The organism is Streptomyces sp. NPDC031379 (assembly GCF_055569615.1).
Window position 1 is genome coordinate 55908 of record NZ_JBVIIT010000015.1, and the last position, 20309, is coordinate 76216.

Consider the following 20309-nt stretch of genomic DNA (forward strand, 5'->3'; position numbering starts at 1 on the left):
AGGGATGGCGCCCACGCCCCCCCTCCCAGAGCCCCCTTTTCCACCCCGACCCTTTTGCAGAGCGGGGGACACACCGGCCCCTAGGGGACCCTCTCGGGGCCCCCGGTCCGTCGGCGTCGGCCGTGGTCCGGCTATGCCGTCAGGCGCGCGATCGCGTCCTCGACCGTCAGCTCCTCGCGCTCACCGGTCTTGCGGTCCTTCAGCTCCAGGACGCCCTCGCCGGAGCGGCGGCCGGCCACCAGGATCTGCGGGACGCCGATCAGCTCGGCGTCGGTGAACTTCACGCCCGGGGAGACCCCGGCCCGGTCGTCCACCAGGACGCGGACGCCCGCGGCGGCCAGCTTCTCGGCGACGTCGAGGGCCAGCTCCGTCTGCAACGCCTTGCCGGCGGCGACGACGTGCACGTCGGCCGGGGCGACCTCCTTGGGCCACACCAGGCCCTTGTCGTCGGCGGTCTGCTCGGCGAGCGCGGCGACGGCCCGGGAGACGCCGATGCCGTAGGAGCCCATGGTGACGCGGACCGGCTTGCCGTTCTGGCCGAGCACGTCCAGCTTGAGGGCGTCGGCGTACTTGCGGCCCAGCTGGAAGATGTGGCCGATCTCGATGGCGCGGTCCAGCTTCAGGCCGGTGCCGCACTTCGGGCAGGGGTCGCCCTCCAGGACCACGACGACGTCCACGTACTCGTCGACCTCGAAGTCACGCCCGGCGACGACGTTCTTCGCGTGGGTGTTGTCCTTGTTGGCGCCGGTGATCCAGGCGGTGCCGGGAGCCACGCGCGGGTCGGCGATGTACTTCACCTTCTCGCCCAGGCCCTGGGGGCCGACGTAGCCGCGGACCAGGTCGGGGCGGCCTGCGAAGTCCGCCTCGGTGACCATCTCGACGACCGCCGGGGCGAAGTGCTCCTCGACCTTGCCCAGGTCGACCTCGCGGTCGCCGGGCACGCCCACGGCGACGATCTCGCCGTCCACCTTGACCAGCAGGTTCTTCAGCGTGGCGGAGGCCGGGACGCCGAGGGAGGCGGCCAGGGTCTCGATGGTCGGGGTGTCGGGGGTGGGGATCTCCTCGAGCGCGGGCACGGCCGAGCCGTCCACCGGCTTGAGCTCGTAGGTGATCGCCTCGGTGTTGGCGGCGAAGTCGCAGTTCGGGCAGTCCGCGAAGGTGTCCTCGCCGGCCTCGGCCGGGGCGAGGAACTCCTCGGACTTGGAGCCGCCCATCGCGCCGGCGGTGGCGGCGACGATGCGGTAGTCGAGGCCGAGGCGCTCGAAGGTGCGCCGGTAGGCCTGGCGGTGCAGGGCGTAGGACTGGCCGAGACCCTCGTCGTCCAGGTCGAAGGAGTACGAGTCCTTCATCAGGAACTCGCGGCCGCGCAGGATGCCGGCGCGGGGGCGGGCCTCGTCACGGAACTTGGTCTGGATCTGGTAGAGGATCACCGGCAGGTCCTTGTAGGACGTGCACTGGTCCTTGACCAGGAGGGTGAAGATCTCCTCGTGGGTGGGGCCGAGGAGGTAGTCGCCGCCCTTGCGGTCCTTCAGCCGGAACAGCTCCTGGCCGTACTCGTCCCAGCGGCCGGTGGCCTCGTAGGGCTCGCGCGGCAGCAGGGCGGGCAGGGACACCTCCTGGGCGCCGATGGCGTCCATCTCCTCGCGGACGATCCGCTCCACGTTGGCGAGGACCCTTTTGCCGAGGGGCAGCCAGGACCAGATACCGGCGGCGGTGCGGCGGACGTAGCCGGCGCGGACGAGGAGCTTGTGGCTGAGGACCTCGGCGTCCGCCGGGTCGTCGCGCAGCGTCTTCGCCATCAACTGGGACATGCGCTGGACCGGTGCGTTGGCCATGGTTCTCGTACTCCTGCCGGGAAAGGGTGATGGCATAGGAGGTTAGCCGGGTCGGCTGTGCCGGTGGAAATCGGTTGAGGGTGAACGTCCCTACTTGCGGCGCAGGGGCAGCGGGGCGCCCATCACGGCGTACGGCCGGGGTGCGCTCGGGAAGTGGACCTGGCGGGCGAGGTCGACATAGCCGAGGGAGTGGTAGAGGCCGCGGGCGGGGCTGTCGGTGTCGATCGCGGAGAGGATCGAGCGGGGCTCGGCGGCGGTGTCGGTGATGGTGGTGATCAGGCGCCGGCCGATGCCGCGGTTCTGCTGGGCGGGGTGGACGTGCAGCTCGGTGATGACGAAGGAGTCGTCGAGCCAGAAGTCGTTGCCGCCCGCGCGGAGGTACGGCTCCACAACGGTGGACCACCAGTGGATGCGGCTGTTGGGCATGCCGTAGACGAAGCCGACGAGCTGCGTGCCGACGGTCGCGCCGAGGGCCCGCGCGCCCTGGTACTGCATGTGGCGCTGGACGATCTGGCGGCGTACGGCGACTTCGTCCGGGCCGAGGCCGAAGGCGACGGCTTGGACGGCGAGGGCCTCGTCGACGTGGGCTGCGAGGTCCAAGGGGCCGATCACGAGGTCCATGCGGGGAGGGTACAGGGCCGCTTCGGCCGTCGGCCGGGTGCGGGTGCGTCGCGGCCGACGGCCGCTCTCCTCGCCCCCTTTTCCGCCCGGCTGCGTTCGAGACCTCAGAAGAGCACGCTCATGAAGGCTCCGACCTCCTGGAAGCCCACGCGCCGGTACGTCCTTCGCGCCGCCGTGTTGAAGTCGTTCACGTACAGGCTCACCACCGGTGCCACGTCGGTCAGGGCGTAGCGCAGGACCGCCGCCATGCCGGGGGCCGCCAGGCCCCTGCCCCGGTATTCGGGGGCCACCCATACGCCCTGGATCTGGCAGGCCTGGGAGGTCGCCGCGCCGATCTCCGCCTTGAAGGCGACCTTGCCGTGGTCGTCGAGGCGGGCGAAGGAGCGGCCGGCACCGACGAGTTCGGCGACGCGGGCCTGGTACAGCAGGCCGCCGTCACCGGCCAGCGGGGAGACGCCGACCTCCTCGGTGAACATCGCCACGCACGCCGGCATGATCGTCTCCATCTCGTCCTTGCGGACGCGGCGGACGTACGGGTCCGGGGCGATGTCGGCGGGCATGCGGTCGGTGACCATGAGCGGCTGGCGGGCGCGGACCTCGCGGGCCGGGCCCCAGTGGGGTTCCAGCAGGCGCCACAGCTCGGCGGTGGGTTCGGCGGGGCCGACGATGGAGGAGCAGCGGCGGCCGGCCCGGCGGGCGCGGTCGGCGAAGGCACGGACGGCGCGCGGGGTGGCGCAGATCGGGACCAGGTTGGCGCCCGCGTAGCACAGCGACGTGAGCATGCCGTCCTCGTACCAGCCCCACATCTCGCCGCCGAGACGCCACGGGTCGAGGCCGGCGACCTGGATCCGGGAGGTCACGAAGGCGTTCGCCACCGGCTCGCGGTCGAGGACGGCGAGCGCGGCGTCAAGGTCGCTCGGTTCGAGCACCCGTGAGGTGGTCTGGGTCAACACGTGCGGGGCCTCACCGTGGGGTTCTGCTGATCTCCGCACTATAGCCGCGCTGCTTTGGCGGTGCGCCTTCGCGTTCGAGGGGCTCGGGGTCTCCGGCGGCCACGGGTCGTCCCCGGCTCGTCACGCCGTTCCCCGTGCCCCTCGCGGGCGCTTCCGCCCTCGGAGCCGGAAGCTCAGTCCGCCACCGAGACCGACGGTTCGCCCGAGGCGACGCCGTCCTTCTCCATCTGCTCGGCCAGCTTCATGGCCTCCTCGATGAGGGTCTCCACGATCTTGGACTCGGGGACGGTCTTGATGACCTCGCCCTTGACGAAGATCTGGCCCTTGCCGTTGCCGGAGGCGACGCCGAGGTCGGCCTCGCGGGCCTCGCCGGGGCCGTTCACGACGCAGCCCATGACGGCGACGCGCAGCGGGACCTCCATGCCGGTCAGGCCGGCGGTGACCTCTTCGGCGAGCTTGTAGACGTCGACCTGGGCGCGGCCGCAGGACGGGCAGGAGACGATCTCCAGGCCGCGCTGCTTGAGGTTCAGCGACTCCAGGATCTGGAGGCCGACCTTGACCTCCTCCGCCGGCGGGGCCGACAGGGAGACGCGGATGGTGTCGCCGATGCCCTGGGAGAGCAGGGCGCCGAAGGCCACCGCGGACTTGATCGTGCCCTGGAAGGCCGGGCCCGCCTCGGTGACGCCGAGGTGGAGGGGGTAGTCGCACTGCTCGGCGAGCTGGCGGTAGGCCTCGATCATGACGACCGGGTCGTTGTGCTTGACGGAGATCTTGATGTCGCGGAAGTCGTGCTCCTCGAAGAGGGAGGCTTCCCAGAGGGCGCTCTCGACCAGGGCCTCGGGGGTCGCCTTGCCGTACTTCTGGAGCAGGCGGCGGTCGAGCGAGCCGGCGTTGACGCCGATGCGGATCGGGGTGCCGTGCTCCTTGGCGGCCTTGGCGATCTCCTTGACCTTGTCGTCGAACTGCTTGATGTTGCCGGGGTTGACGCGGACCGCGGCGCAGCCGGCCTCGATGGCGGCGAAGACGTACTTGGGCTGGAAGTGGATGTCCGCGATGACCGGGATCTGCGACTTCCTGGCGATGGTGGCGAGGGCGTCGGCGTCGTCCTGGGTGGGACAGGCGACGCGGACGATCTGGCAGCCGGAGGCGGTCAGCTCGGCGATCTGCTGGAGGGTGGCGCCGATGTCGGACGTGCGGGTCGTGGTCATCGACTGGACCGAGACGGGTGCGTCTCCGCCGACCGCCACGCTTCCGACCTGGATCTGCCGGCTCTTCCGACGCTCGGCGAGCTTGGTCGGAACGGACGGCATGCCGAGAGAAATCGCAGTCATCTGCTGTGCAACCCCAAGTCGTGGATCAAGATCCGGTCCCGTGAACGGCGGGCTCCAGGCTTCGAGATTACGGCACGGCCCCCCGCGCCAGCACATCCCACCCGGTAAACCCACTCGATGGAAGGGGCCCGGAACCCCAAGGATTCCGGGCCTCTTCGAACATCGGGTGACTAGGAGATTTTCACCGGGTTGACCAAGTCGGCGATCAGCACGAGGACGGTGAAGCAGACGAAGATCCCGGCCACCACGTAGGCCACCGGCATCAGCTTGGCCACGTCGAACGGACCGGGGTCCGGCCGGCGCAGCACCCGCGCCAGGTTCCGCCGCAAGGCCTCCCACAGGGCGCCCGCGATGTGCCCGCCGTCGAGCGGGAGCAGCGGGAGCATGTTGAACAGGAACAGCGAGAGGTTGAACCCGGCGAGCAGCATCACGAACATCGCCAGCTGCTGGGAGGCGGGGATGTCCAGGGTGGCGATGTCGCCGGTGATGCGGGCCGCGCCGACGATTCCCACCGGGGAGTCGGGTTCGCGCGGGCCGTCGCCGAAGGCCGCGTCCCACAGGGCGGGGATCTTGCCGGGCAGGGCGGCGAGGGAGTCGACGGCGTCGCCGACCCGGTCGGTCATCCAGGTCACGGAGTCACCGGCGTCCAGTTTCACCACGCCGGTGGCGGAGCTGAAGCCGAGGAATCCGGCCTTGACGTACTTGCCCTGGACGTAGGTGCCGCTGGAGTCCTTCTTGGCAACCAGGTTGGTGGCGATCTTCGCGTGCAGGGTCAGCTGCCCGCCGTCGCGTTCGACGACGATCGGCACGGTCCTGCCGGCGCTGTCCCGGATGAGGTCCGAGAGGGTGTTCCAGTCCTTGGTGGACCTGCCGTCGAAGGAGACGATCTTGTCGCCCTTGCGCACGCCGGCGGCCTGGGCCGGAGAGGCCGGGTCGGACTTCTTGCAGCTGTCGCGGTTCTCGCTCTGGGCGATGACGCAGGGCGAGACGGAGGCGACGGTGGTGGTCTGCTGCTGGATGCCGAAGCCCATGAGCACGGTGAAGAACAGGCCGATCGCGAGGACCAGGTTCATGAAGGGGCCCGCGAACATGACGATGACCCGCTTCCACGGCTTGCGCGTGTAGAACATGCGCGTCTCGTCACCCGGCTTGAGTTCCTCGAAGGCGGCCGAGCGGGCGTCCTCGATCATGCCGCGCCACGGGGAGGTGGAGCGGGCCGAGACCCGGCCCTCGCCGTCGGGCGGGAACATGCCGATCATGCGGATGTAGCCGCCGAGCGGGATGGCCTTGATGCCGTACTCGGTCTCGCCCTTCTTCCGCGACCAGACGGTCGGGCCGAAGCCGACCATGTACTGCGGAACGCGGATGCCGAAGAGCTTGGCCGTGGACAGGTGCCCCAGCTCGTGCCACGCGATGGAGACGAGCAGGCCGACCGCGAAGACCACTATGCCGAGGATGAACATCAAGGTCGTCATGCACGCGCCTCCGCGGTCGCCGTCGTGACTGTGAGTTCACGGGCCCGGGCCCGTGCCCAGGTCTCCGCTTCGAGGACGTCCGACACGGTGAGCGAGGTTCCCGTGACCGGGGTGCCGTGCTCCTCGACCACCCGGGTGACGGTCTCCATGATCCCGTTGAAGGGCAGCGCGCCGCCCAGGAAGGCCTCGACGCACTCCTCGTTGGCCGCATTGAACACCGCCGGCGCCGTCCCCGCGAGCTGCCCCACGTGCCGGGCGAGGTTCACCGAGGGGAAGGCCTCGTTGTCCAGCGGGAAGAACTCCCAGGTCGAGGCCTTGCTCCAGTCGAAGGCGGGTGCCGCGTCCGGGACGCGTTCGGGCCAGCCCAGACCGATGGCGATGGGCCCGCGCATGTCGGGGGGCGTCGCCTGGGCGATCGTGGAACCGTCGGTGAACTCGACCATCGAGTGGACATACGACTGCGGGTGCACGACCACCTCAATGCGGTCGAAGGGAATGTCGTAGAGGAGGTGCGCCTCGATGACTTCCAGTCCCTTGTTGACCAAGGTCGCCGAGTTGATGGTGATCACCGGGCCCATCGCCCAGGTGGGGTGGGCGAGGGCGTCGTCGACGGTGACGTCGGCCAGCTCGGCCCTGGTCCGGCCGCGGAAGGGGCCACCGGAGGCGGTGACGACCAGCTTGCGCACGTCGGCGCGGGTGCCGGAGGCCAGGGCCTGGAAGAGCGCGGCGTGCTCCGAGTCGACCGGGATGATCTGCCCGGGCTTGGCGAGCGCCGTGACCAGCGGCCCACCGACGATCAGCGACTCCTTGTTGGCCAGGGCGAGGGTGTGCCCGGCCTCCAGGGCGGCGAGGGTGGGCGCGAGGCCGATGGACCCGGTGATGCCGTTCAGCACGGTGTGGCAGTCGGAGGCGGCGACCTCGGTGGCCGCCTCCGGTCCGGCGAGGATCTCGGGCAGCGGCTGCCCGGCGCCGTACTCGGCGGCGAGCGCCTCGCGCAGGGCGGGTACGGCGTCCACGCGGGCGACCGCGACGGTGCGCACCCGCAGCCGGTGCGCCTGCTCGGCGAGGAGGGCGATCCGGCCGCCGTTCGCGGACAGGGCGGTGACCCGGAAGCGGTCGGGGTTGCGCAGCACGAGGTCGATGGCCTGGGTGCCGATGGATCCGGTGGAGCCGAGGATCACCACGTCCTTGGGTCCGTCCCCGGCGAGGGGGTCGTAGACGAGGTGCGGGTCGGCGAGGGGTGCCGGACGGGCGGGACTGTCGGTCATCCCCCCATTGTTGCCGCAAGCGGCGGCCGTCAGGACAGCGCGTCCCTCGGGCGGGTGTGTGCGCGGCCTTCGCCACCGGATGAAGCGTTTCTCCTGTTGTGAAACACCCGTGAAGATCACGGGCCGGAGCCGCGGCACGGGCCGGTGGACGACCGGCCCGTGCGCGACGGGTCCCGCTGGGGGGGCGTTCGGATCAGGCCGGACCCGGACCGAGCCGAACGAAGCCCCCTAGGCCCCGAAGGGGCGGCGGGCGTTCTCGTGGGCGGAGGGGCCGGGGGCCGCGTCCGCGATCCACGGGCCGTCCCCGGACGGGTCGATGACGCCCTCCTCCAGCCATTCGAACGCCCCGCCGAGGACCCCCTTGACCACCCTGCGGTCGAGGTCGTCGGTGTTGGTCCACAGCCGGCCGAAGAGTTCCTCGATCCGGATGCGGGCCTGCCGGCAGAAGGCGTCGGCGAGCTGGTAGGCCTCGCGGCCGTGCTCGCCCCGGCCGCGCAGCAGCTCGGCACGGACGCAGGCCGCGCTCATGGCGAAGAGTTCGGCGCCGATGTCCACGATCCGGCCGAGGAAGCCCTGCTTGGTCTCCATCCGGCCCTGCCAGCGGGACATCGCGTAGAAGGTGGAACGGGCCAGCTTGCGGGCGGTGCGCTCGACGTAGCGAAGGTGCCCGGAGAGGTCGATGCCGTGCTTGAACTCGCCGTAGGAGGTGGGCAGTTGGCCGGGGCCGGCGACCAGCTTCGGCAGCCACTTGGCGTAGAAGACGCCCGCGTTCGCGCCCGCCTTCGCCTTGTCGGACAGGGACTTGTCGGGGTCGATGAGGTCACCGGCGACCGAGAGGTGGGCGTCGACCGCCTCCCGGGCGATGAGGAGGTGCATGATCTCCGTCGAGCCCTCGAAGATACGGTTGATGCGCAGGTCGCGCAGGATCTGCTCGGCCGGGACGCCGCGCTCGCCGCGCGCCCGCAGTGACTCGGCCGTCTCGTAGCCGCGGCCACCGCGGATCTGCACCAGTTCGTCGGCCATCAGCCAGGCCATCTCGGAGCCGTAGAGCTTGGCGAGGGCGGCCTCGATGCGGATGTCGTTGCGGTCCTCGTCGGCCATCTGCGAGGACAGGTCGAGGACGGCCTCCAGGGCGAAGGTGGTGGCCGCGATGAAGCTGATCTTGGAGCCGACGGCCTCGTGCAGCGCGACCGGCTTGCCCCACTGTTCCCGCTCGGCCGCCCACTCACGGGCGATCTTCAGGCACCACTTGCCGGCGCCGGCGCACATGGCGGGCAGCGAGAGCCTGCCGGTGTTGAGGGTGGTGAGCGCGATCTTCAGCCCGGCGCCCTCGGGGCCGATGCGGTGGGCGGCGGGGACCCGCACCTGGTGGAAGCGGGTGACGCCGTTCTCGATGCCGCGCAGACCCATGAAGGCGTTGCGGTTCTCCACGGTGATGCCCTCGGAGGCCGCCTCCACCACGAATGCGGTGATGCCGCCCTTGTGGCCCTCGGACTTCGGCACCCGCGCCATGACCACGAGCAGGTCGGCGACCACCCCGTTGGTGGTCCACAGTTTCACCCCGTCGAGGACGTAGTCGTCGCCGTCGGGTACGGCCGTGGTGGCGAGGCGTGCCGGGTCGGAGCCGACGTCCGGCTCGGTGAGCAGGAAGGCGGAGATGTCGGTGCGGGCGCAGCGGGGCAGGAAGGCGTCCTTCTGCTCCTGGGTGCCGAACATCTTGAGCGGCTGCGGCACTCCGATCGACTGATGGGCGGAGAGCAGCGCGCCGACGGCGGGGCTCACGGAGCCGACCAGTGCGAGGGCCTTGTTGTAGTAGAGCTGGGTGAGGCCGAGGCCGCCGTACTTGGGGTCGATCTTCATGCCGAGGGCGCCGAGGTCCTTCAGCCCGGCCACGACCTCGTCGGGGATGCGGGCCTCGCGTTCGATGCGGGCCGAGTCGATGCCCGTCTCGCAGAAGGCGCGCAGCTCGGTGAGGAACTCCTCGCCGCGCCGGACGGACTCGTCGTCCGGGAGCGGGTGGGGGTGGATGAGGTCGAGCCGGAAGCGCCCGAGGAACAGTTCCTTGGCGAAGCTGGGCTTGTGCCAGTCCTGCTGCCGGGCGGCCTCCGCCACCTGACGGGCCTCGCGCTCGGTGACGGTGGTGCGTGGGGTGGTGGTGGCGGACATGGAGGCTCACCTCGCCGCGAAGAGGGATGATTGCGGACCGTTCGTTACCGACCCGTGCTACTGGATCGTTGGTACCCGAAACGGGCCGACCCCACCACCCCTCGCGCGTCCGAACGGCCGAAAGCCCCACCGGAGCGTGGGGGCAGGGGTGTGTACTGCTCCTCTGCCCACCCTCCGCCGGCCCGGGCGCGGGTGGGGCGAGAAAACTGTCGAAGCGCTTCGACAGCCTATGGACACCCCACCCTCGCTGAGGCTAGGGTCAATCTCACCCTCACTCGTCCCCTGTCGGCAGCGCGCTTTGTCGAAGCGCTTCACAACGCTTGGAGAGCTGGATGGTCACCCTCGCCGAGGTCGCCCAGCATGCCGGAGTCTCGGCGAGCACGGTGAGCTATGTCCTCAGCGGCAAGCGGTCCATCTCCGCGACCACCCGGCAGCGGGTCGAGCAGAGCATCCGGGAACTCGGCTACCACCCGAACGCGGGCGCCCGCGCCCTGGCCGGCAAGCGGTCGAACATCATCGCGCTGATGATCCCGCTGCGCACCGACATGTACGTGCCGGTGATGATGGAGATCGCCATCGCGGTGGCCACCACGGCCCGCACGCACGGCTACGACGTCCTGCTGCTCACCGGTGAGGAGGGGCCCGACGCGGTGCGCAGGGTCACCGGCAGCGGCCTCGCCGACGCGATGATCCTGATGGACGTCGAACTGAAGGACGAGCGGCTGCCGCTGCTGCGCGGGACCGACCAGCCCTCCGTCCTGATCGGCCTGCCCGCCGACACCACCGGCCTGACCTGCGTGGACCTGGACTGGAGCGCGACGGGCGCGCTGTGCGTGGAGCATCTGGCGGGGCTCGGGCACCGTGACATCGCTGTCATCGGTGAGGCCCCGGCCGTCTACGCGCGGCACACGGGTTTCGCCGAACGCACCCTGGACGGACTGCGCTCCAGGGCCCGGGAGTCCGGCCTCAGGCTGTTGCACCGGCCGTGCGAGGGCGGGTACGACGCGATGGCCGCGACACTGGCCCGGGTCTTCGACGAACGCCCGGGCACGACCGGGTTCGTGGTGCAGAACGAGTCGGCGGTGGAGCCGCTGCTGGCGCTGCTGCGCCAGCAGGGCCGGGCCGTTCCCGAGGACGTGTCCGTGGTCGCGGTCTGCCCGGACCAGGTCGCCGTCCAGGCCTCGGTGCGGCTGACCTCGGTGGCCATCCCCGCCCAGGAGATGGGCCGGCGCGCCGTGGAGCACCTGGTGGCCAAGCTGGACGGGCGGGGCGGCGACGAGGTCGTGCTGCTCGCGCCCGAGCTGACGGTACGGGCGAGTTCGGGCCCGGCGCCCGCCGCGTCCTGACGTTCCCCTTCTCTTCTCCTCTTCTCTTCTTCTCCTCTTCGGCCCCCGGTCGGCACCGGGCCGGCGTCCGGGGCACCTCTCCGCCTGCCTTGTCCCTGTCCTGCACTCCTTCAGGAGCACGTCGTGAATCAGCCTGTCGACACGCAGCCCAAGGTCAGTCTCGCGCAGTCCTCCCCCACCGTCGGCACCTTCCGTGAGCGGGACGGCGCGCTGGAGTGGAGCGGACGCCAGGAGACGGTGCGGATCGAGCCATGGGGTCCGGACGCGGTCCGGGTGCGCGCCCGGCTCGGCGGCCCGGTGCTGGAAGGGCTGCCGGGCGCCCTGTCGGACGAGCGCCCGCGGAGCGACGGCACGGTCGAGATCGGTGACGGGGAGGGACTGCTGACCGTCGGCGCGCTGACCGTCGAGGTGAGCGCCGAGGGCCTGGTCCGCTTCCTGCGCACGGACGACCGTACGGAGGTCCTCGCCGAGGAGCGCGCCCACTTCTGGTGGCCGGGCCCGCGCCTGTACACGGCCGTGGGAGGCGGCCAGCACCGGCTGGAGCAGCGCTTCTCCGCCTACGACGGCGAGAAGCTCTACGGCCTGGGCCAGCACCAGCACGGGCGGCTGGACCAGAAGGGTCTGGTGCTGGACCTGGTGCAGCGCAACGCCGAGGTGAGCATCCCGGTGCTGGTGTCCAGCCGGGGTTACACCCTGCTGTGGAACAACCCGGCGATCGGCCGCGTGGAGCTGGCGGGCAACGGCACCCGCTGGGTCGCGGACTCCGCCCGGCAGATCGACTACTGGATCACGGCGGGCACCCCGGCCGACGGGCAGCGCACCTACAGCGCGGTGACCGGGCGCTCGCCGATGCTGCCGGAGTGGGCGGCCGGCTTCTGGCAGTGCAAGCTGCGCTACCGCACCCAGGAGGAACTCCTCACCGTGGCGCGGACGTACAGGCGGCTCGGTCTGCCCCTGTCGGCGATCGTCTGCGACTTCTTCCACTGGACCCACCTGGGTGACTGGAAGTTCGATCCGAAGGAGTGGCCGGACCCGGCGGCGATGGTGCGCGAGCTGGACGAGCTGGGCGTCAAGCTGGTGGTGAGCGTGTGGCCGTCGGTGTCCCCGCTGTCCGAGAACCACGCGGTGATGGAGCAGCGCGGCCACTTCATCGGCACGCAGTACGGCCCGACGGCGCACGCCGACTGGCCGGACAAGGAGGTCGCCGCCACCGTCCAGGTGGCCTTCTACGACGCCACCAGCCCCGACGCCCGCGCGTTCGTCTGGTCCCGCGTCCGCGACAACTACCTCGCCCCGTACGGCATCACGGCCTTCTGGCTGGACGCGTGCGAGCCCGAGCTGAAGCCCGGATTCTCCGCGAACCTGCGCTACTGGGCGGGCCCCGGCCTGGAGGTCGGCAACCTCTACCCGCGCGAGAACACCCGCACCTTCTACGAGGGTCTGCGGGCGTCGGGCGAGACGGACGTGGTCACGCTGAACCGCTCGGCGTGGGCGGGCAGCCAGCGCTACGGCGCCGCCCTGTGGTCCGGTGACATCGGCACCGACTTCGCGACCCTGCGCCGCCAGCTGGCGGCCGGTCTCAACACCGCCCTCTCCGGCATTCCCTGGTGGAACACCGACATCGGCGGCTTCCACGGCGGCGACCCGGACGACCCGGCGTACCGGGAGGTGATGATCCGCTGGTTCCAGTTCGGCACGCTGTCCCCGCTGATGCGGCTGCACGGCTTCCGCGACCCGGGCATGCCGCTGGGCCCGGAGATGACCGGCGGCCCGAACGAGGTGTGGTCGTACGGCGAGCAGGCCGGGGACATCCTGGAGCGGTACCTGCTGCTGCGCGAGCGCCTGAAGCCGTACATCCTCCGTGTCATGCGGGAGGCGCACGAGGAGGGCCTGCCGGTGATGCGCCCGCTGTTCCTGGAGTTCCCCGGCGACCACGCGGCGTGGTCGGTGGACGACGCCTACCTCTTCGGCCGGGACCTGCTGGTCGCCCCGGTGCTGACGGCGGGCGCGACGGCCCGGACCGTGTACCTGCCGGCCGGCGCGCGCTGGACGGACGCCTGGACGGGCGAGACGTTCGAGGGCGGTGGTGCGGTGACGGTGGACGCGCCGCTGGACCGCATCCCGTTGTTCCTGCGGGACGGGGCGCGGCTGCCGATCGCGGAGTGAGCGGAAGGGGCCGGCCCCACGGGGGAGGGCCGGCCCCGGTCGCTCAACCGCCGCTGACCGTCAGACTGTTGGTGGTGAAGTCCAGGCCGCCCGACGAGGACGTGATCTCGTAGCCGAACTGCACGTCACCGATGGTCACGTTGCCGAACCAGCCCTTCGTGTCCTTGATCCACTTCAGGATCGGCAGGATGTTCACCGTGCCGGAGCCGGAGTTGGAGCTGCGGATGAAGGAGAACACCTCGTTGGAGCCGTTGTTGCCCTTGTAGACGGTCCAGGTGGAACCGCCGAGGGTCACGGTGCCCTGCGAGGTGCCGAGCGGGCCGACGGCGCCGGTCTTGTTGACCCAGAGCATGATCTCGTAGTCGTAGGCGGTGTCCCAGATGTCGTACGACGTGTTGTACGCGCCGGACGACGGCACGGTGACGTTGTAGCTGCTGGTGAGCGACGTCAGGGAGGAGATCGGCTTGTTGATCACCTTTTTGGCGTTGGGGTAGGACTTGATGCCGCCGGTGTTCGGGTGGTTCGCCCAGACACCCCAGTTGGTGCCGGAGTTGGCCCAGACGCACTGGCTGCCGGCGCCGGATCCCCAGATGTTGTTGTAGAGGGTGTAGCCGTTCAGGGTGGTGTTGCCCCACTGGTCGCAGGAGTTCCAGACGGCGGCGGAGGCGGGGGCGGAGGCGAGGCCGACGGTGGCGCCGAGGGCGAGGGCGGGTGCGATCAGGGCCTTGGCGACCCTGTTCAGGGTGCGTGTTGCCATGGTGTCCCTTCCATGGGTGGGGGGAATTGCTCCGGTCACCGCGCCCCCAGGGTGAGAACGCGGTCTTCTCCGGCGACGAGGTCGAGCGGCTCGGCGCCGGAGGAAGTCCGCAGTTCGATGCGGTGGGTGCGGCCGGGCCGCAGGACGGCGCGGGCACCGTCCGGGGTCCAGCTGAGGTCCAGCCGCGCGCCGAACCGGGTGCGCACGCCGCGCAGTTCGCCACGCGGGCAGGTGTCCGGCACCGCGGGCAGCAGGACCAGGCGGCCTGGGGTGGACTGCACGAGCATCTCGATCAGGACGCCGGGCAGGGTGTGCGCGGCGTCCGCGTTGTAGACGTCCTGGTGGGGGTAGTGGGCGCTCATCAGGGAGGTGTGGAAGAAGCCGCCCTCCAGGACCTGACGCAGGGCGTGGCCGACCCGGTCGGCGTCCCGGAGCCTGGCCGCGATCAGGGCGTGGTGCAGATGGCCGTGCGCCGAGTGGTTCTCCGCACCGCGCAGGGCGAGGGCGCGGTGGGCGGCCGCGGCCAGGTCCGGGGTGTCGTAGGGGTTGATCTCGTCCAGGGGCCACACGCCGTAGAGGTGGCTGAGGTGGCGGTGGTCGTAGGAGTCCTCCAGGCCCGGCCAGGCCCATTCGGCGAGGGCGCCGTCGGCGTTGATCCGGTGCGGGGGCAGCCGGTCCGCCAACGTCCGCCACTTCCGCGCCCGTCCGGGGTGGTAGCGGGCGGCGGTGAGGAGGGCGTGCCGGGCGGCGGAGAGGTCCATGGCCGCGTTGAGCGTGCCCCAGCTCGCGTTCGCGGGACGGTTCTCCGGTGAGTAGGACGGCACGACGACGAGGCGGCCGTCGGCGTCGGTGCGGGTGAGGAAGTCCTCGTAGAAGGCGGCGGTCTCGGCGAGGGCGGCAGCCGTGCGCGGATCGTGTTCGCCACGGACGTCGTCGTGATCGACCAGGGGCTTGAGCAGCCAGTCCGCCCCGGCGGTCCACAGGTGCAGCGGGTACTCGCGGCTGAAGTGGTACGTCAGCCCGGACTCGCCGTCGGTGTGCGAGGGCGCGACCACGCCCCGGGTGCCGAAGATCGCGCGGGCGTTGGCCCGCCAGTCGGGCAGTTGCCGCTCGACGAGAGCGGCCAGTGCCTCGGTGACCTCGGGGAGGTCGGCGGCGGGGGCGGCGGCCGTCTGCAGGTTGAGGTTGGCGTTCGTGGTGAACGCACCGGACCAGGCGGTGTCCCAGTCGCCGGTCCACAGCCCGGTGAGCCGGGGCGGCAGCAGGCCGCTGCTGGAGAGCAGGTGGTAGCGGCCGGCGGCGAAGAGCCGTTCCAGCAGGGCCGGGCTGTGCGGGCGCTCGAGCAGCCGGGAACCGGGCAGGGCGCGCTCGGCGGGGTCGGCGCCGAGGTCGAGGCTCACGCGCCGGTAGGCGGTGCGGTGCCGGGCCAGATGACGGGCGAGGAGAAGGTCGTACGGCTGCTCGGTGCCGTCGAGGAGGCCCTGGAGCCGCCGGGCCTCGGCGATCACGTCCGCCTCCCCGGTGTGCCGGTGCACCCGGCTGAGCAGCAGCACCGAGCGGGCGCCGGTGACGCGGACGGCCGGCGGGACGAGTTCGGTGCCGCCGCCGCGGACGGCGACGAGGGTCACGCCGGTGTAGGCGCGGGCGCCGCCCGGGTAACGGGCGCGCAGGCTGAGCAGCGCGCCCTCGGGCGTGAGCAGCGTGCCATGGCCGACGCGCAGCCCGGCGGGGGCGCCCGGCAGCCGGTGGTCCAGCAGGATGTCGAGGTCGTCCGCCGCGACCTCGTGCACGATCACGTCGTCCGCGCGGGAGACGAAGACACGGCTGCCGAAGCCGTCACAGCCGGCCGTGACCTCTCCGCTGGTGAAGTCGACGGCACGGCGATAGCCCCGCGCGGTGCCGGCGGGTCTGCGCACCCGCACCTGGAACGCGGGGTGGAAGGGCTGCACCCACTGCAGCGGGCGGGCGTCGCCGAAGCCCTCGGCGGCGGTGCGGTCACCGGCGAGCAACCGGTCCTGGAGCGCGGGGAGTTCGGCGGCCAGCCGGGGCGGCTCGGCGTGCTCGGAGCCGTTGGGCCGCACCAGGGTGTGCTGCGTGACGATGACCCGGTCGTCGTTCGGATCACCGAACACAAGGGCGCCATGGTGGCCGTTGCCGGTCAGGAAGGCGTCCTCCCAGCGCGTGGCCGGGGCCGGCTCCCAGGTGCCGTGGACCGGTGTGCGACTCATGACCGCAGCACCGCCACGCCGTAGCGGCCGAGGGTGACCGCGTCCGTGACGGCGGTACCGCCGAGCAGGTCGCGGTGGCTGCCGGGGACGTCGACGGTGACCGGCTGCCGCCCGTGGTTGAGCAGGAACAGCAGCTCGCCCCGGCGCACCGCCTCCACGCCCGCCGGGAGCCCGTCGAGCACCGGCCGCACCCCCGCCTCGGCGGCGATCGAGGACAGCAGGGCGCTCAGCGCCTCCGGCTCGGGCAGCGTGGACACGTACCACGCGCGACCCCGGCGGAGCACGGCGGGCAGCCCGTCGAGTTCCCCGCCCTTGTACGGCACCGACTCGGCGGCGCCGGGCTCCGGCTCGATCTCCTCCGACCACAGCGTGCCGCGGAAGCCCTCGCACTCGACGGTCTCCCCCGGCTCCAGCGGCCACCACTCGTGCAGGGTGCGGATGCCGAACAGCTCGCGCAGCCGGGCGTCCATGCCGCCGGGCCGTATCCGGTCGTCCGCGTCGGCGATGCCGGTGAGGAAGCCGCAGACCAGTGTGCCGCCGCCGCGGACGAACGTGAGGAGGTTGGTCAGGGCGGTGTCGGTGAGGAGGTAGAGCTGCGGGACGACGACGAGGCGGTAGCCGGACAGGTCGTGCTCCGGGTGGGCGAAGTCGGTGGTGAGGTGGGCCTCCCACAGGGCCCGGTGCCAGGCGGTGAGGACCTCCGGCAGGTCCACCTCGGTGGACAGCCGCCCTTCGTGGGCACCGGCCCACCAGGAGTGCCAGTCGTGCAGGATCGCGACACCGGCGCTGATGCGGCTGCCCGTCACCGCCTCGGAGATCCGGGCGAGGTCGTCACCCAGCCGCCTGACCTCCTGATAGGTGCGCCCCTCCTCCCCCGCGTGGCTGACCATCCCGGAGTGGAACTTCTCGGCGCCCTGCCGGGACTGCCGCCACTGGAAGTAGCAGACGGCGTCGGCACCCCGGGCGACGGCCTGGAGGGACCACAGGCGGTTGAGACCGCGCGGCTTGGGATGGTTCACACCGCGCCAGTTGACCGGTCCGGCCGCCTGCTCCATGAGCATCCAGGGCCCGCGGGCCTGCGAGCGGGTCAGGTCCTGCACGAGCGCGCCGCGCTGCGCGCCCAGCGGATCGCGCGGGTCGGGATAGAGGTCGACGGAGACGGCGTCCTCCTCCTCGGCCCAGCGCCAGGCGTCCTGCCCGATCCACAGCGGCATGAAGTTGGTGGTGACCGGGAGGTGCGGGGTGTACCGGCGGACGATGTCCCGCTCGGCGGAGTAGCACTCCAGGAGCATGTCGGAGGTGAAGCGCCGGAAGTCCAGCACCTGAGCGGGGTTCTTCAGGTAGTGGACGTGGCGCGGGGGCAGGATGCCGTCCCAGGTGTCGTAGCCCTGGCTCCAGAAGGCGCTGCCCCAGGCGGCGTTGAGCGCGTCGAGGGTGCCGTACCTCGCGCGCAGCCAGCGGCGGAAGGCGGCGGCCGCCTCGTCGCCGTGGTCGAAGGTGCAGTACTCGTTGTTGATGTGCCACATCGTGAGCGCCGGGTGGGTGCCGTAGCGGGCGGCCAGGTCCTCGGTGATGGCGGCGGCGTGCCGCCGGTAGGTGGCGCTGGAGTGCGAGAAGTGCTGGCGGCCGCCCCACCACTCGATGCGTCCGTCCGCGTCCCGGGGCAGGGTGTCCGGGTGCAGGCGGCCCAGCCAGGGGGGCGGGGAGGAGGTGGGGGTGGCGAGGACGACACCGACGCCGTTGTCGTGCAGGAGGTCCATCAGCCGGTCCAGCCAGCCGAACTCCCTTGCCCCGGGCTCAGGTTCGAGCTTCGCCCAGGAGAAGACGCCGACCGTGACCGAGTTGACCCGGGCCTGCCTCATCAGCCGGACGTCGTCCCGCCAGGTCTCCTCCGGCCACTGCTCGGGGTTGTAGTCGCCGCCGAAGAGGATGCGGCCCCGGGTGGCGTCGGCGAGCGTCGGCTTCACGCGGGCTCCCCGTACTGGATGCCGCGCCCGTTGGTGGCCACGTAGACCCGGCCGTACACGCGGGGGTCACCGGTGACGGCCTGTCCGGTCCAGCCCCACCGGTGCGCGTCGTCGTTGACGCGCACCCAGGACTCGGCCCGGTCGTCGGAACGGTGGACGGCGGTGCCGGCGTCCGTGGCGCCGACCAGGTAGAGCGCCGGGTGGTCGGCGCCGGGGGCCGCCTTGCCGAAGCCGAGGGTGTACGCGGTGCGGGCGCTGCCGACCCTGGTGAAGCCCGCCCCGCCGTCCGTGGACCGGTACAGCCCGTGCTCCTTGGTGCTCAGCCACAGCTCGCCGGTGCGGTGCGGGGCAGCGGCCAGCTGGAACTGGCTGTCGCCGGCGGGCAGCCCGGTGGCGCGGGCGGTGAAGCCACGGCCGCCGTCGGTGCTGGCGAACAGCGTGCCCGTGTCGGTGTCGTACGCGTAGAAGACGGCCGGGTCGACCGGATCGGCGACCGGGGTGGCGCCCTTCGGGAAGGAGGCGACCTCCGCCCAGGTCGCGCCGCCGTCCGCCGAGCGGTGGGCCGGGTGCCTGGTGCCGTCCCAGTGCACGAAGGTCCACAGCAGCACCCGCCCGTCGGCGCTGACGGCGATCGGCCCGGGGGCGTCCTTGGCCAGGGCGGGCTGCGCCGGGAAGGGCGTCCAGGTGCGCCCGCCGTCCGCCGAGGAGGCACCGTTGCCGTGATCACCCCATCCCGTGCGCACGACGTACGACGGTCTCGCCGCAGCCTGCGCGAGTCCGGTCGCCGTGCCGAAGACGGGGTCGGTGGCCATGCCGCGGGACGGGGAGACGGTGAGCCGCTCGTGGTACAGCACGCCGATGTCACCGTTCCCGCTGATCAGGTGGGCCTCTCCGGCCGGCGGCGAGATCAGTTGGCGGACCGACGTCTCCTCCAGGCCACGTGTGCGGGGCGCCCAGTGGACGAGGTCGCGAGTTCCGTAGACGGTGGCGCCGGTGCCGTAGAGGACGTGCGCGCCGTCGTACGGGTCGACGGCTACGGCCTGGATCCACCAGCCGAACTTCGGCTCGTCCTCGCCCCAGGTGAGGTAGGGGGTCTCGGAGACGTCGAGGACGGCGGTGTCCTTGAGGGAGACCCAGCTGCGGCCGCCGTCCGTGCTGCGGTACAGGGTGTCCACCGCCGACCAGCGGTTGTTGGTGGAGACGACGACCGTGCCGGGACGGCGGGCGGCGACGGCGACTCCGCCGTAGCCGAAGGTGTCGCCGCCGCCCGGGGCGAGGGGGGTGACGTCGCTCCAGCTGCCGGTGGCGGTGTCGAGCTTGTGCACGCTGCCGTCGGTCTGGCCGCCTGGGCCGGGTGCGTCGGCGTACGTGAGGTACAGCTCACGGGTGTTGTGGTCGTACGCGGCGCGGACGGGGACCTTGGCGGAGGTGTCGGCGGGCTGTCCGGGGACGGGCTGCCAGGTGGTGCCGTCGGTGGTGCGGAAGAGGTTCGGGGAGGTGCCGCCGGCGTCGCCCCAGCCGGCGTAGACGGCACGGCCGGCGGCGACGAGGAGGGTGACGCCCTGGCCGGAGGCGGTGGGGGCGGGCGGAAAGCCGGTGGCGGTCGCCCACGTGGCGCCCCTGTCCGCGGAGGTCAGCAGCCCGTCGTGGCGGGTGCCGAGCCAGAGGGTGTCGCTGTCGCGGGGGTCGACGAGGAGTCGCTCGCCGGTCCCGCGGCCGTCCTCGTTGGCGCCGAGGCGCACGGTGAGATCGGTGCGGTGCCAGGTCCGGCCGCGGTCGTCGGAGCGCAGCAGCGCGCCGGGGCCGGCCCAGGGCTGGGCGTACGTGCCGAGGGCGAGGTAGAGCCGGTCCGGATGGGCGGGGTCGACGGCCATCGCCTCCACGCCGAGGAGGTTCCAGTCGTCCCAGCCGAGGTGGTCGGTGAGGGGGGTCCAGCGGGCGGTGCGGGCGTCCCAGCGGTAGGCGCCGCCGATGTCCGTGCGGGCGTAGGCGAGACCGGGAGTGGTGGGGTGGAAGAGGATGCCGGTGACGAAACCGGTGCCGCCGATGACCGCGGTGCGCCATCGGTAGCGCTGGGCGGGCCGTCCGGCCGCGGCGGCCTCGGCCGGGAGGCTCAGCATCGCTGCCGCGGCTGCCGTCCCTGCGAGAACGGTTCGGCGGGTTGGGGTGGGCATGGGGAACCTCACTGAGCGTGGA

13 protein-coding genes are annotated in these 20309 nt (G+C 71.9%); 2 read left to right on the forward strand and 11 right to left on the reverse strand.

The window, feature by feature from the left end; genetic code table 11:
- Window positions 1-131 precede the first annotated feature (131 nt).
- The 7 genes from ACZ5CW_RS22120 to ACZ5CW_RS22150 form a co-directional block, all read right to left on the reverse strand.
- Window positions 132-1835, reverse strand: a complete 1704-nt coding sequence (locus ACZ5CW_RS22120) for a proline--tRNA ligase (protein ID WP_468603887.1) — start codon at window positions 1833-1835, stop codon at window positions 132-134.
- Window positions 1836-1925: 90 nt separating this feature from the next.
- Window positions 1926-2456, reverse strand: a complete 531-nt coding sequence (locus tag ACZ5CW_RS22125; protein ID WP_468603889.1) for a GNAT family N-acetyltransferase — start codon at window positions 2454-2456, stop codon at window positions 1926-1928.
- 104 nt (window positions 2457-2560) lie between these two features.
- Window positions 2561-3409, reverse strand: coding sequence for a GNAT family N-acetyltransferase (locus tag ACZ5CW_RS22130; protein WP_468603891.1), 849 nt, complete (start codon window positions 3407-3409; stop codon window positions 2561-2563).
- 173 nt (window positions 3410-3582) lie between these two features.
- On the reverse strand, window positions 3583-4740 hold the full coding sequence (gene ispG, locus ACZ5CW_RS22135) for a flavodoxin-dependent (E)-4-hydroxy-3-methylbut-2-enyl-diphosphate synthase (protein ID WP_468603893.1): 1158 nt from the start codon (window positions 4738-4740) through the stop codon (window positions 3583-3585).
- 170 nt (window positions 4741-4910) lie between these two features.
- Entirely contained in the window at window positions 4911-6215 is a 1305-nt protein-coding gene (locus tag ACZ5CW_RS22140) for a M50 family metallopeptidase (protein ID WP_468603895.1), read from the reverse strand.
- Window positions 6212-7483 (reverse strand): 1-deoxy-D-xylulose-5-phosphate reductoisomerase, encoded by a 1272-nt coding sequence (gene dxr / locus ACZ5CW_RS22145; protein ID WP_468603897.1) that lies wholly within the window; start codon window positions 7481-7483, stop codon window positions 6212-6214. The genes ACZ5CW_RS22140 and dxr overlap by 4 nt, the downstream gene beginning before the upstream one ends.
- A 228-nt stretch (window positions 7484-7711) precedes the next feature.
- Window positions 7712-9649: an acyl-CoA dehydrogenase family protein gene (locus ACZ5CW_RS22150; RefSeq protein WP_468603899.1), complete on the reverse strand. Its 1938-nt coding sequence runs from the start codon at window positions 9647-9649 to the stop codon at window positions 7712-7714.
- Window positions 9650-9981: 332 nt separating this feature from the next.
- Here ACZ5CW_RS22150 and ACZ5CW_RS22155 point away from each other — a divergent pair, with 332 nt between their 5' ends.
- Both ACZ5CW_RS22155 and ACZ5CW_RS22160 read left to right on the forward strand, forming a co-directional pair.
- Window positions 9982-10995 (forward strand): LacI family DNA-binding transcriptional regulator, encoded by a 1014-nt coding sequence (locus ACZ5CW_RS22155; protein WP_468603901.1) that lies wholly within the window; start codon window positions 9982-9984, stop codon window positions 10993-10995.
- Window positions 10996-11118: 123 nt separating this feature from the next.
- The gene (locus ACZ5CW_RS22160; RefSeq protein WP_468603903.1) at window positions 11119-13161 is read left to right on the forward strand and encodes a glycoside hydrolase family 31 protein; all 2043 of its coding nucleotides are present in this window, start codon (window positions 11119-11121) and stop codon (window positions 13159-13161) included.
- 43 nt (window positions 13162-13204) lie between these two features.
- Here the strand turns inward: ACZ5CW_RS22160 and ACZ5CW_RS22165 are convergent, their stop codons facing one another.
- From ACZ5CW_RS22165 to ACZ5CW_RS22180, 4 genes are read right to left on the reverse strand one after another with little or no spacing between them, the layout of a single operon-like run.
- On the reverse strand, window positions 13205-13918 hold the full coding sequence (locus ACZ5CW_RS22165; RefSeq protein ID WP_468603905.1) for a glycoside hydrolase family 12 protein: 714 nt from the start codon (window positions 13916-13918) through the stop codon (window positions 13205-13207).
- 35 nt (window positions 13919-13953) lie between these two features.
- A complete protein-coding gene (locus tag ACZ5CW_RS22170; protein ID WP_468603907.1) occupies window positions 13954-16146 on the reverse strand; it encodes a glycosyl hydrolase family 95 catalytic domain-containing protein in 2193 nt (730 codons plus the stop codon).
- On the reverse strand, window positions 16143-18113 hold the full coding sequence (locus tag ACZ5CW_RS22175) for a beta-galactosidase (protein WP_468603909.1): 1971 nt from the start codon (window positions 18111-18113) through the stop codon (window positions 16143-16145). The genes ACZ5CW_RS22170 and ACZ5CW_RS22175 overlap by 4 nt, the downstream gene beginning before the upstream one ends.
- Window positions 18110-20287, reverse strand: a complete 2178-nt coding sequence (locus tag ACZ5CW_RS22180; RefSeq protein WP_468603911.1) for a 1,4-beta-glucanase — start codon at window positions 20285-20287, stop codon at window positions 18110-18112. The genes ACZ5CW_RS22175 and ACZ5CW_RS22180 overlap by 4 nt, the downstream gene beginning before the upstream one ends.
- Window positions 20288-20309: the final 22 nt, after the last annotated feature.